The organism is Vibrio sp. QJM3NY_26 (assembly GCF_057786005.1).
Genome location: NZ_CM173515.1, coordinates 2,972,558 through 2,985,920 on the forward strand (window position 1 = coordinate 2,972,558; position 13,363 = coordinate 2,985,920).

13 protein-coding genes are annotated in these 13,363 nt (G+C 44.4%); 9 read left to right on the top strand and 4 right to left on the bottom strand.

Annotation, left to right across the window (positions count from 1 at the left end; all coding sequences use genetic code 11):
• Positions 1-82 precede the first annotated feature (82 nt).
• Positions 83-1,132 (bottom strand): erythrose-4-phosphate dehydrogenase, encoded by a 1,050-nt coding sequence (gene epd, locus AC3CH4_RS13090; protein WP_032545991.1) that lies wholly within the window; start codon positions 1,130-1,132, stop codon positions 83-85.
• 215 nt (positions 1,133-1,347) lie between these two features.
• Complete coding sequence (gene tkt / locus AC3CH4_RS13095) at positions 1,348-3,342, bottom strand: transketolase (RefSeq protein WP_488543042.1); 1,995 nt, start codon at positions 3,340-3,342, stop codon at positions 1,348-1,350.
• Between the two features lie 377 nt (positions 3,343-3,719).
• Between tkt and metK the strand changes: the two genes are divergently transcribed.
• The 4 genes from metK to AC3CH4_RS13115 all read left to right on the top strand — a co-directional run bounded on the left by metK (position 3,720) and on the right by AC3CH4_RS13115 (position 7,448).
• A complete protein-coding gene (metK, locus tag AC3CH4_RS13100; RefSeq protein WP_004735487.1) occupies positions 3,720-4,874 on the top strand; it encodes a methionine adenosyltransferase in 1,155 nt (384 codons plus the stop codon).
• Between the two features lie 368 nt (positions 4,875-5,242).
• A complete protein-coding gene (locus AC3CH4_RS13105) occupies positions 5,243-6,040 on the top strand; it encodes a DUF2189 domain-containing protein (protein WP_054547453.1) in 798 nt (265 codons plus the stop codon).
• A gap of 78 nt (positions 6,041-6,118) precedes the next feature.
• Positions 6,119-6,619 carry a SprT family zinc-dependent metalloprotease gene (locus AC3CH4_RS13110; protein WP_012604825.1) on the top strand — a complete coding sequence of 167 codons (501 nt, stop codon included), beginning with the start codon at positions 6,119-6,121 and terminating at the stop codon, positions 6,617-6,619.
• Between the two features lie 97 nt (positions 6,620-6,716).
• Positions 6,717-7,448 carry an endonuclease gene (locus AC3CH4_RS13115; RefSeq protein ID WP_146454203.1) on the top strand — a complete coding sequence of 244 codons (732 nt, stop codon included), beginning with the start codon at positions 6,717-6,719 and terminating at the stop codon, positions 7,446-7,448.
• A gap of 68 nt (positions 7,449-7,516) precedes the next feature.
• Here the strand turns inward: AC3CH4_RS13115 and AC3CH4_RS13120 are convergent, their stop codons facing one another.
• Positions 7,517-8,863, bottom strand: a complete 1,347-nt coding sequence (locus AC3CH4_RS13120; protein ID WP_171313540.1) for a hypothetical protein — start codon at positions 8,861-8,863, stop codon at positions 7,517-7,519.
• 194 nt (positions 8,864-9,057) lie between these two features.
• On the opposite strand from AC3CH4_RS13120, the gene rsmE reads away from it, so the two are divergent.
• The 5 genes from rsmE to AC3CH4_RS13145 all read left to right on the top strand — a co-directional run bounded on the left by rsmE (position 9,058) and on the right by AC3CH4_RS13145 (position 12,178).
• Complete coding sequence (gene rsmE, locus AC3CH4_RS13125) at positions 9,058-9,789, top strand: 16S rRNA (uracil(1498)-N(3))-methyltransferase (RefSeq protein ID WP_146454206.1); 732 nt, start codon at positions 9,058-9,060, stop codon at positions 9,787-9,789.
• A gap of 9 nt (positions 9,790-9,798) precedes the next feature.
• Positions 9,799-10,749 (top strand): glutathione synthase, encoded by a 951-nt coding sequence (gene gshB, locus AC3CH4_RS13130; protein ID WP_004735482.1) that lies wholly within the window; start codon positions 9,799-9,801, stop codon positions 10,747-10,749.
• 115 nt (positions 10,750-10,864) lie between these two features.
• Positions 10,865-11,428 (top strand): YqgE/AlgH family protein, encoded by a 564-nt coding sequence (locus AC3CH4_RS13135; protein WP_146454208.1) that lies wholly within the window; start codon positions 10,865-10,867, stop codon positions 11,426-11,428.
• Between the two features lie 67 nt (positions 11,429-11,495).
• Positions 11,496-11,918, top strand: coding sequence for a Holliday junction resolvase RuvX (gene ruvX, locus AC3CH4_RS13140; RefSeq protein ID WP_146454210.1), 423 nt, complete (start codon positions 11,496-11,498; stop codon positions 11,916-11,918).
• Positions 11,919-12,016: 98 nt separating this feature from the next.
• Positions 12,017-12,178: a hypothetical protein gene (locus tag AC3CH4_RS13145; RefSeq protein ID WP_017090793.1), complete on the top strand. Its 162-nt coding sequence runs from the start codon at positions 12,017-12,019 to the stop codon at positions 12,176-12,178.
• 63 nt (positions 12,179-12,241) lie between these two features.
• Here AC3CH4_RS13145 and AC3CH4_RS13150 read toward each other — a convergent pair whose 3' ends face one another.
• A complete protein-coding gene (locus AC3CH4_RS13150) occupies positions 12,242-13,351 on the bottom strand; it encodes a PilT/PilU family type 4a pilus ATPase (RefSeq protein ID WP_065205686.1) in 1,110 nt (369 codons plus the stop codon).
• Positions 13,352-13,363 lie beyond the last annotated feature (12 nt).

Below are 13,363 nucleotides of genomic sequence, written 5' to 3' on the forward strand. Positions count from 1 at the left end.
TCTTTAACTACTCATAATATGTGGACACTTAGCATTTATTTCAAGCTAAAAAATAAATAATCCACACATTTGCTTCTAGGTCTTACTTCTTGCCTTCAGAAGCTTGCATTGCAAGAACCGTATCCAGCATCCGGTTCGCAAAGCCCCATTCATTGTCACACCACACAAGCATTTTTACTAAGTGGCCGTTGCTCACTCGAGTTTGTGAACCATCAACAATTGCGCTATGGGGATCGTGATTAAAGTCGATGGAAACGAGCGGCGCTTCAGTATAGTCAACTATATTGTGTAATGTACACTGGGATGCATTAACAATGGTTTGATTTACGTCATTAACTTTCACATTTGCATTAATTGTGACACTTAAATCCATCGCAGTGACGTTTACCGTTGGCACACGCACAGATATAGCTTCAAATTTGTTAGAAAATTTCGGGAAGATTCTTTCAATACCTTTATGCAATTTGGTATCGACAGGAATGATGGATTGGCTTGCTGCTCGAGTTCGACGTAGGTCGCTGTGGTACGCATCGATCACTTGCTGGTCATTCATAGAAGAGTGAATGGTCGTAATCGTGCCGGACTCAATACCAAAGGCATCATCAAGCACCTTGATGATAGGGACAATACAATTGGTGGTACATGAACCATTGGAAACGATTCGATGATCGGCTTCGATAGTCTCGTGATTCACACCATAGATAATGGTGTTATCAAGGTCATTAGCGCCAGGATGCGAGAACAGCACCTTTTTCGCTCCAGCAGCGATGTGTGCTAAGCCGTCATCTCGGCAACCGTAAACACCTGTACAATCGAGAACAATATCGACTTCAAGGTCACGCCAAGGCAGCAGTTCAATATCAGCCAAGTGTAAGATACGAATGGTATCAAACTCTCCTTTATCTTCAGCACCAATGCCATGATGAACATAGATGTGCTCTTGATCGTTTGAGATTTTCTTGCCGAAGCGGCCGTGACTGGTGTCGTACTGCAATAGGTGAGCCATAGCGTCAGGCTGAGCAAGCTCATTGACCGCTACTACTTTGATTTGTTGGCTTTTGCCACTTTCATAGACAGCGCGCAATACATTGCGCCCTATTCGTCCAAATCCATTTATCGCGACTTTTAGCATAGTTCCGTACATCTAACCAAAATTTCGTGCAACAGATGATAACTGAATCCTACCTAAAAGGCATTACTTGAATAACTCAGCTTACTTATGACAGATTGATCTGTTGCTTGTAAGCCTTAGTCTAAGTGATAACAAACCCCAGATACAAAAAAACCGAGCTCAGCGCTCGGTTTTTTCCTTCATTTAACTGTTAGCACAAGGCCATCAGTCAATGATTAAGCAAGAAGCTCTTTCGCTGTGTTTACTACATTTTCAGTAGTGAAACCGAACATCTTGAATAGCTCGCCTGCTGGTGCAGATTCGCCGAACGTTGTCATACCGATGATCTTGCCACCGAAGCCAACGTACTTGTACCAGAAGTCAGCGATGCCAGCTTCTACAGCAATACGTACTGTTACGTCAGATGGAAGTACAGACTCACGGTATTCAGCGTCTTGCTTATCAAACGCGTCAGTTGCAGGCATAGAGACTACGCGTACCGCTTTACCTTCAGCTGTTAGTTCAGCAGCAGCGCTAACCGCTAGCTCAACTTCAGAACCAGTTGCAATGATGATTAGCTCTGGCTTGCCAGCACAATCTTTCAGGATGTAGCCACCCTTCGCGATGTTTGCTACTTGCTCAGCGTCACGATCTTGTTGTGCAAGGTTTTGACGAGAGAAGATAAGTGCAGAAGGACCATCTTTACGCTCGATTGCCAGTTTCCAAGCAACAGCAGACTCAACTTGGTCACATGGGCGCCATGTGCTCATGTTTGGAGTCAGACGTAGAGATGCGATCTGCTCAACCGGTTGGTGAGTAGGACCATCTTCGCCTAGGCCGATAGAATCGTGCGTGTAAACTTGAATGTTCTGAATTTTCATCAGAGCCGCCATACGCATTGCGTTACGCGCGTATTCCATGAACATTAAGAACGTTGCGCCGTATGGTACGAAACCACCGTGCAGAGCGATACCGTTCATGATAGCCGTCATACCGAATTCACGTACACCGTAGTGGATGTAGTTACCTGAGAAATCGTTCGCTTCAAGAGACTTAGAACCAGACCACATAGTCAGGTTAGAAGGCGCAAGGTCAGCAGAGCCGCCCATGAATTCAGGTAGCATAGCGCCGAACGCTTCTAGTGCATTTTGAGATGCTTTACGTGATGCGATGTTTGCTGGGTTAGCTTGAAGGTCAGCAATGATTGCGTTTGCTTTCTCTTCCCATTCAGCTGGAAGCTCGCCGTTAGTACGACGTTTAAATTCTGCTGCTAGCTCTGGGTGAGCCGCTGCGTATGCGTCAAACTTAGCATTCCAAGCCGCTTCTTTCGCTGCGCCCGCTTCTTTCGCATTCCACTCAGCTGCGATATCAGCTGGAATTTCGAAAGGACCGTGTTCCCAACCAAGTGCCGCTTTAGTTGCTGTGATTTCATCAGCGCCTAGTGGAGCACCGTGACAGTCGTGCGTACCCGCTTTGTTTGGAGAACCAAAACCGATAATAGTTTTAGTACAGATAAGCGTTGGACGAGGATCCGCTTTAGCTGCTTCGATAGCCGCGTTGATAGCATCAGAGTCGTGACCATCAACGGCCGGGATTACGTGCCAGCCGTAAGCTTCAAAACGCTTAGGTGTATCGTCAGAGAACCAACCTTCAACTTCGCCATCGATAGAGATGCCGTTGTCATCCCAGAAAGCAACCAGCTTACCAAGACCTAGCGTACCTGCTAAAGAACATGCTTCGTGAGAGATACCTTCCATCAGACAACCATCACCCATGAATGCATAAGTGAAGTGATCGACGATGTCGTGGCCTTCTTTGTTGAACTGTGCAGCCAATGCTTTCTCAGCCATCGCCATACCAACAGCGTTAGTGATGCCTTGACCTAGAGGACCAGTCGTTGTTTCGATACCAGGAGCGTAACCGTACTCTGGGTGACCAGGAGTCTTAGAGTGCAGTTGACGGAAGTTCTTAAGGTCTTCAATTGAAAGCTCGTAACCTGCAAGATGAAGCAGAGAGTAAATCAACATTGAACCATGCCCGTTAGACAGAATAAAACGGTCGCGGTCAGCCCACTCTGGGTTTGCTGGGTTGTGGTTCAAGTGACCACGCCAAAGAACTTCAGCGATGTCAGCCATACCCATAGGTGCGCCAGGGTGGCCTGAATTTGCTTGTTGAACGCCATCCATGCTAAGTGCGCGAATTGCATTGGCTAGATCTTTACGAGAAGGCATGTCTGCTCCTGAGTACATAAGCGATTTAAAAAATAGATTGATGCTAAAGTTTTCATTTTTATTAGCGCGGGTATTCTCTCAAACGACTTTAGCGACTGCAAACGTTTTACTGGCATTTTAACGGTCACTTTTCGCAATTTTCGAACATTTACATCACTTAGCAATGTGTTATCTCGACCGATACGCAAACGATTAGTTATGACATATCATAAAAAAGAGCTTGTAATTCGACCGCTGGAATTTAGAATAGCCGTCTAGATGTAGAAACACCTACAAAATATACTGTATTTAATGGCGGCGCTTCCTAGCTTGCGACGCCTAAAATTATTTGCATTTAACTATTTGCAACTAAAAACTAAACTAAAAGTGGAGCTCTCATGGCTAAGCACCTATTCACTTCTGAATCTGTTTCAGAAGGCCATCCAGATAAAATTGCAGACCAAATCTCTGATGCTGTTCTTGATGCCATCTTGGAACAAGATCCAAAAGCACGTGTTGCTTGTGAGACTTACGTAAAAACCGGCATGGTTATGGTTGGCGGTGAAGTAACAACGTCTGCATGGGTTGATATCGAAGAAATCACTCGTGAAACAGTTCGTGAAATTGGTTACGTTCATTCTGATATGGGCTTTGACGCAGACTCTTGTGCTGTACTAAACACCATTGGTAAGCAGTCTCCAGACATCAACCAAGGTGTTGATAAAGCCGATCCTAAAGATCAAGGCGCAGGCGACCAAGGTATCATGTTTGGTTACGCGACTAACGAAACACCAATCCTAATGCCAGCTCCAATTACTTACTCTCACCTTCTTGTTAAGAAGCAAGCTGAAGTACGTAAGAGCGGCAAGCTTGACTTCCTTCGTCCAGATGCGAAATCTCAAGTTACGTTCCAATACGACCAAGGTAAGATTGTTGGTATCGACGCAGTTGTTCTTTCAACTCAACACTGTGATTCAGTAACAACACCTGACCTACGTGAAGCGGTAATGGAAGAGATCATCAAGCCAGTACTTCCTGCTGAATGGATCAATAAAGACACTAACTTCTTCATCAACCCAACCGGCCGTTTCGTAATCGGTGGCCCAATGGGTGACTGTGGTCTAACAGGTCGTAAGATCATCGTTGATACCTACGGCGGCGCAGCTCGTCACGGTGGCGGTGCATTCTCTGGTAAAGATCCATCAAAAGTTGACCGTTCTGCAGCTTACGCAGCGCGTTACGTTGCGAAAAACATCGTTGCTGCTGGCATGGCTGACCGTTGTGAGATTCAACTGTCTTACGCTATCGGTGTTGCAGATCCAACATCTATCATGGTTGAAACGTTTGGTACTGAGAAAGTAGCTCACGAGATCATCATTGAAGCTGTTCGTCAAAACTTCGACCTACGTCCATACGGTCTTCAAGAAATGCTGAACCTTCTTCAGCCTATCTACAAAAAGACGGCTGCATACGGTCACTTCGGTCGCGAAGAGTTCCCTTGGGAAGCGACGGACAAAGCAGCAATCCTTGCGGACTTCGCTGGCCTAAAATAATTTAGCCACTGCGATTTGTTTCTTTAAAGCCCTTACTTCTTAGTAAGGGCTTTATTTTTATGCACTTACCAAACCTTCCCCTGCTAGAACACCCTGTCCAAGTCTTCTTTACCGTTAACCACTTAGTATAAAAATCCGCTGATAATTTGTGTTTTCTAGCTCTACTGACAATAGTTAAGGTAACTCCTAGGCGATCAAGCTCACATTTAACTCAAATTAATTCAGTCTGATAACGCTCGTTAAATGTACGCAAGAACAATAACTGGGATGACAAAGAGCAGTTTAGCTCAACACCATAACGCTCTCGTAAGCGATACTTCAGAGCCTTGTGGAATTATAACTAGGACGTTATTTAACTAGGGGGATCTATGCCTCGTACCGTGCACCCATCCGAACTAAACGATAAGAAACACAAGGTCAGCGATCAGGATTACGCTCGCACCATTCCTTGTAACCAAGTAAGCATATCCGCCCCATTCCACTGGTTATCGCTTGCACTGCATGACTTAGTGAAAATGCCAATAATCAGCGCGTTTTACGGATTGTGTTTCATGGCTGCGGCCATCGCCATCGTGCAACTAGTCCAATGGCAAGGAACACACCTAGTCGTCATGCCAAGCTTGATAGTCTATATGTTGATAGGACCCTTTCTTGCTCTAGGCCTATATGACGCAAGCTGGGAAAGAGAGAAAGGACATTCCCCAAGTTTGTTCCACTCAATGAAAGCAATTACTCGCAACTCCACCCACCAATGGGCCTTTGCGATTGTGTTAATGGTTGCAATGATCTTTTGGATGCGGATTGCTGCGTTATTGCATGCGCTCTACCCTTCCGTACAAGGAGCACCATTAAGCGAGTTTGCACCATTCCTGATTACGGGTTCAGTGATTGGGTTGGTTATCGCTAGCCTGATATTTAGCATCTCAGCATTTTCGATTCCATTAATGATGGAAAGACGTGTAGATGTAATGAGTGCCATTTTTACTAGCTTCAACGCTGTTAAATCAAACATCCCTGCGATGGTCGTTTGGGCTGGTATCATTGGTACAGGTATCTTAGTCGGCTTCGCGACCTACGGTGTCGGTATGATTGTAACGATGCCATTACTTGGTTACGGAACATGGCATGCTTACCACGAAGTCATCAAAAAGAAACATCACGCTTAAATCGTTTCACGATCGATGAGCAATGTTATGATGAGGCCTTAGTTTAAACGCTGAGGCTTTTTTTGGAGTTAACAACGCTTGTCTTACACCCCGCAACAACATCGAGTAAATAAGAAACTGGGCGAATGCCTAGCTATTGCTAATCAACACTTTTCTCGTGAATTTCCATGCCCAACCGTCACTTACAAGTTAAGAGGAAAGGCAGCGGGAAAAGCCTACCTCCAGTTAAACGAGATAAAACTCAACCAAGTGCTATTCAGCGAAAATGAAGACGCCTTTATTAACGAAGTCGTGCCTCATGAACTCGCACATCTGATCACACATCAGGTCTTCGGACGAGTTAGGCCTCACGGCAATGAGTGGAAATACGTGATGGAAAAGGTATTCAATGTACCGGCCAGAACGACCCACAGCTTGGAAATCACCTCAGTGCAGGGCAAAACTTTTGAGTATCGCTGTGATTGCACCACTTATCCCCTGTCGATAAGACGACACAACAAAGTCATCCGCAACCAATCAACGTATCGTTGCCAACAATGCCAGCAAACCTTAGCTTTTACCGGCCTTCAATTGAGCTAAGTCTTAAGCTCACAAGGTAACGCGAATAAATGTAATAGAGTGAACTAACATTTGAGTGCTAGACTGTTGTTTACCATACTTTCATCAGTCTTTTTCTATGCAAAAAACCTCTCCAAAAGTATTTGGCCTATCGGTGCCATTTTGCCTATCAATAGTATTTGGCCTACTGGTAACCCAAAGCGTTTTCGCCGCTCCACCAAGCTCATTCTCTAAAGCTAAAAAAGAAGCAGTGAAGATTTATCTCGATCATCCGACTTCATTTTATTGTGGTTGTGACATTACTTGGAAAGACAAAAAGAAAGGTATCCCCGACCTCGACGGCTGTGGTTATCAAGTGAGAAAACAGCAAAAGCGCGCTTCCCGCATTGAGTGGGAACACGTAGTTCCAGCTTGGCAATTTGGCCACCAGCGTCAGTGCTGGCAAGATGGCGGACGTAAGAACTGCACTCGCAATGACAAAATATTTAAATCGATGGAAGCCGATCTTCACAACCTGACTCCGGCAATTGGCGAGGTTAATGGTGATCGATCCAATTACAATTTCAGTCAGTGGAATGGAATGAATGGCGTGAGCTATGGTCAGTGTGAAATGCAGGTCAACTTCAAGCAGCGTAAAGTTATGCCGCCAGACAGAGCAAAAGGTTCTATCGCACGGACTTATCTTTATATGAGCCAAGAGTATGGTTTCAAGCTATCTAAGCAGCAGACTAACCTGATGATGGCGTGGAACAAGCAATTCCCTGTCGATAAGTGGGAATGTACCCGTGATGAGCGAATCCATGCCATCCAGGGGAATCACAACCAATTTGTATTTGAAAGCTGTAAATAATAGCCAGCAAGATAAAAAGGCCCTTGTCACACAGGGCCATAATCACTTTTAATGCTCTATTATTAAGTTTAGTTTTCTAAGTCTTCTAGATAACGAGTATTCTCACTAAAACCTGTCATTGAAGCCGCCGAAATAACGGAGCGCGCCTCAGGGTTTACGTCCATCAATTTCTGACTTGCACACCAACCTTGCCCAACACTTAACATTTCAGGAGCGGCAGGAAGAGAAGCCAATTCAGCTCTAATCGTCAACTCTGATTTACCCAATATACCACTAGCAACAAACACGGCTCGATCTTGAACATCATTATCAGATAAACGAGAACGTTGGCCCCACTGCACTTTCCAGTCGTTACATGAATAATCTTCTATTTGTGGAATACTAAGAAAAGCGACATCAGACAAAGCGCGGTACTTTTTGTACATCATGTAAGCTTCAAAGAGCATAGCCACATCTTCAGCAGGACTTGAGTAAGAGTAGAATGCCGCTGCTTTATCGGCTTCAAATGCATCCCCGGCAACCTCTCCTGTAAGTCGTCTAATTTCGTTTGTCATTGATTCACCTTGAAAGGCAATTTGAGCCGCTTTATTCAGCAGGTTTGAAGTTAAAGGATCCCTTTCAATAAGCTCGTGATTTAATTTTTTTAACGGATGAATATAGTTAGTGATATCCCCATAAGAAGGGATTTGAGTCAGGTCGTGCTCTTGCAAGAAATCATTCGCGTGTGCAAGTTCATGAGAAAGGAGCCTAAATAAACCAGGAGCAATATGATTCGCTTCTCTCGATTCATTCCTTAACGGGGTATAGGTATTTGAATAAGAGATATAGTCATTTGTTGCTTCATGAATATAGCGCTGAGCTTTATCGAATTTAAACTCTGTTTGAAAACCATTTCGATAATCTTCTTGCTTATGAATAGAATCCCACTCGCTTTTATTGCGCCATACATACTTAGGGTCTATATACATAGATGCTGTAGACGTTGTGTAAAATGATGGGCGAATATCATAACTGATCACAATGCTGTTCAATGGCTTAAAAAGATTCAGTAAATCTTGGTCATTAATTTCTTTTAATGCTTCGATAAAACTGTCGGCCATCCACTGATGGGACACTACTAACCTTTCTTGAATCTGCTCAATTGTCACATTTACTTGGTTAACCCCAAGAGGCTTTATTACCGATAAATCACAAGAGCTATTCACTAAAAATGCTTTTGAACATTCTTCAATATCCTTCGACATACTCGAAGTTTGGTAAGTCGAAACAGACGCTAAACTTGGCGTTCCGTTCACATTAGGTGACACGATACTAGCAGGAACATCGGAAGATGAATCCGATCCACCACCACAACCCGCCAAGAGTAAGCTACTGACTGCACACGTTAAAATAGAACGTCTTTTCATACAAAACATAGATAAAGCCTTTATTAATTATATTTATATTCAATCGGTTGAATTGTATTTATTGGCTTTATAAATTTCAAACTCTAAATCATAAGGATAAGATCTCTCGCCTATTTTTGTTCGCTACTTGTTTTTTCCTTACTTAGCATCCATGTTAGGCAGAGACAAAATACCCAAATGACACTATTTATAGGTTTACCAGCATGAGAATCCCTCGTATCCATCACCCAGAACGCATTCATCAGTTAGGTTCACTCGCTTTAGGCGAAGATGCCACGGGTCATGTTGGTCGAGTCCTTCGTATGAAAGAAGGTCAAGATGTTCTTCTATTTGATGGCAGTGGCGCTGAATTCCCTGCGACAATTGCTGAAGTATCAAAAAAGAACGTCACAGTTAATGTTACTGAACGTATCGAGCGCAGCAGCGAATCTCCGTTAGACTTACATTTAGGCCAAGTGATTTCACGTGGCGACAAAATGGAATTCACGATTCAGAAATCGGTTGAGCTTGGTGTGAACACCATTACCCCCCTTATTTCAGAGCGCTGTGGAGTTAAGCTTGATACTAAACGCTTCGAGAAAAAGCTCGCGCAGTGGCAAAAGATTGCTATCGCGGCATGTGAACAATCTGGCCGTAATACGGTTCCAGTTATTCGCCCAATCATGCAACTTGAAGAGTGGTGCAGCGAACCGAGCGAAGCGTTAAAACTAAACCTGCATCCTCGTGCAAAATACTCAATCAATACCCTTCCAGAGCCGATCAGTAAGGTGCGCCTATTGATCGGTCCTGAAGGCGGACTGTCAGCTGAAGAAATCGGTATGACAGAACAATACAAATTTGAAGAGACGCTACTCGGCCCACGTGTACTTCGTACCGAGACAGCAGCTCTAACCGCAATTACTGCCTTACAAGTCCGTTTTGGCGATCTAGGCTAGGAGAAAAAAATGATCAAACTTGGCATCGTAATGGATCCAATTTCATCCATTAACATCAAAAAAGACTCTAGCTTTGCCATGATGCTTGAAGCTCAGCGTCGTGGTTACGAAATCCATTACATGGAAATGGATGATCTACATTTAGATCAAGGCGTAGCCATTGCTGACACTAAGGTTGTTGAACTAAAAGAAGATCCAAACGGCTGGTACGAATTCAAATCAGAACAGACTATCGCTCTCTCTGATTTAGATGCAGTACTGATGCGTAAAGATCCTCCGTTTGATACAGAATACATCTACGCAACTTACATTCTTGAGCGTGCTGAAGAGAACGGCGCACTGATCGTCAACAAGCCACAAAGCTTACGTGACTGTAACGAGAAGCTATTCACGGCTTGGTTCCCTGAACTGACACCAACCACTATCGTGACTCGTAAAGCTGAAAAAATTAAAGCATTCCGAGAAGAGCACGGTGACGTGATCTTAAAGCCACTTGATGGCATGGGTGGCGCGTCTATCTTCCGAGTAAAAGAGGGCGATCCAAACGTATCAGTGATCATTGAAACACTGACTAACCACGGTCAAAACTACGCTATGGCACAAACCTTTGTTCCAGACATCAGCAATGGTGACAAGCGTATTCTTGTGGTTGACGGTGAACCAATGCCTTACTGTCTAGCGCGTATTCCTGCAAAAGGGGAAACTCGAGGTAATCTTGCTGCTGGTGGTACAGGTGAAGCTCGCCCGCTGAGTGAAACAGACTGGGCTATCGCAAGAGCAGTTGCTCCAGCACTGAAAGAGAAAGGTTTAATCTTTGTAGGGCTTGATGTTATCGGTGACAAGCTGACTGAAATTAACGTGACTAGCCCTACTTGTATCCGTGAAATTGAAGCCGCTTTTGATATTTCAGTTACAGGTAAATTAATGGATGCAATTGAGCGTCGCGTTAACGCTAAATAGCCTAAACTAAAGAAAGCCTTAGCTATTCGAAACACAAAAATATCTAGGCAAAGAACAATGAGCGGCTTTACGCCGCTCTTTTTCCTTTACTGGGAACACACTGGCAGGAGGCTCTATGAATTTAACGAACCACTTTCTGGTCGCTATGCCCGGAATGAAAGACCCATACTTTCAAAATTCGGTGATCTATCTTTGTGAGCACAATGACGAAGGTGCGATGGGTTTGATGATCAACGCTCCTATCGATGTCACAGTCGGCAGCATGCTTAAGCAGGTTGAGGTTGACTCTGAACAACCGAAACCCAATCAAGCAAGCCTTGATAAGCCTGTATTGAATGGTGGGCCGGTCGCAGAAGACCGTGGGTTTATTTTGCACAAACCTAAAGGCAGCTATCAATCCAGTATCAGCATGACGGATCAAATATCGGTGACAACCTCAAAAGATATCTTGATGGTATTAGGTACAGAAGATGAACCGATGAATTATCTAGTCGCTCTTGGTTATGCCGGATGGGAACCTGGGCAACTGGAAACCGAACTGACTGAAAACTCATGGTTAACCGTAGAAGCAGATCCAAAGGTCATCTTCGATACGCCAATTTCAGACCGCTGGAAAGTCGCAGTGCAGATGTTAGGTATTAATGCCGCTCAGCTTTCTGCTGACGCTGGTCACGCCTAACTCAGACTCAGACTCAGACTCAGACTCAGTATATAAACTCTCAAACACAGATTAATTTGGAAACCCCATGTCACGAACAATTATGGCATTTGACTACGGTACAAAAAGTATCGGCAGTGCGATAGGACAAGAGATCACAGGCACAGCCAGCCCTTTAAAAGCCTTTAAAGCGAAAGATGGCATCCCAAACTGGGATGACATCGAAAAGCAAATCAAAGAGTGGCAGCCGAATATTATCGTGGTTGGTCTTCCTACCGACCTTCATGGTAAAGATCTAGCCGCGATTACACCAAGGGCGAAAAAATTCGCTAACCGTCTTAAAGGACGCTTTGGTGTCGATGTTGAATTACATGATGAGAGACTTTCTACGACAGAAGCTAGGGCCGACCTTTTTGAAATGGGCGGCTATAAAGCACTAAGTAAAGGTAACGTCGATAACCAATCCGCAGTTGTTATTCTAGAAAGTTGGTTTGAAGCACAATATTCTTAGTAAAAACTAAGCGATTAACATTTGAGCTAATTTATGATCCCACATGAATTTCACGCCGTAGTGCCAGTGCAATTCATAATAAGGACGTGGGAGTTCATATGAAAATTTTTTTAGTCATCTTCGCTTCTCTAGCAATCACAGCATGCAGCTCTATGAGCGGAGGCTCAGCAGGTTATACCGGTGAACAATATCCGACAAAAATCAAATTAGAGAAAGAACGAGGATATTCTGGTAACAACAATAGTTACGGCAACCACTAAATTATCTAGCCTCAGAAAACCGCCTTCACAGCGGTTTTTTAGCGTTCAGCATTCAGCATCAATCTAACCCATATCAATCTTCACACCAGCCAAAGCACCAGTCCCGTAGTCATCATCACCACGTCTGGTTTTTAGCATTAAGCGTAAGTCATTGGCGGAATCAGCACTGTGGAATGCGTCTTCTTCACTGATCTTGCCTGCAAGCACTAAGTCATACAACGCTTGGTCAAAGGTCTGCATACCAATCTCTTTCGATTTAGCCATAGTCGCTTTTAGTTCATGCAACTCACCACGACGAATCAAGTCAGACACTCGCGGGCTGTTGAGTAGAATCTCAAATACACCATGACGACCGCTGCCATTCTTATCTCGGATTAATTGCTGAGCGACCACACCACGCAGGTTCATCGACAGATCAAACAAGAACTGCTCTTTCTGCTCTTTAGGCACCAAGTGAAGAATACGTTCTAACGCTTGGTTGGCATTATTCGCGTGCAGTGTTGCCATACACAAGTGGCCCGTTTCAGCAAAGGTCATCGCGTATTCCATGGTTTCACGGCTACGGATTTCGCCAATCAAAATCATATCAGGTGCTTGGCGCAAAGAGTTCTTAAGCGCAACTTCATAACTCTCGGTGTCGAGCCCAACCTCACGTTGAGTCACGATACACTTTTTATGTTCGTGAACGAATTCAATCGGGTCTTCAACCGTCAAAATATGCCCGGAACGATTAGTATTGCGATAACCTGTCATCGCAGCCATCGAGGTTGACTTACCGGAGCCCGTCGCCCCAACCACCAGCACAAGTCCACGCTTTGCAATTGACAGGTCTTGCAGTACATCAGGAAGCTTTAATTGCTCAAAGGTTGGGATGTTAGTCTCGATACGACGAATTACCGCTCCTGGTAGCTCTCGTTGAAAGAATGCGCTAACACGAAAACGGCCAAAATCACGCACGATGGCAAAATTAGCCTCACGCGTTTGCTGATATTCATCACGTCGGTCTTGATCCATCATCGCGTCAAGCAACTGTGCGACCTGAGCCGAATTCAGCTTATCTCCTTGAGGGCGAAGTTCACCATCCACACGAAACAGGATTGGAGCATCGACAGTGATATAAAGATCCGAAGCCTTTTGAGAAAGCATCCCCTCAAGGATTTGATTCAATTCCATTTTGTTCACCTT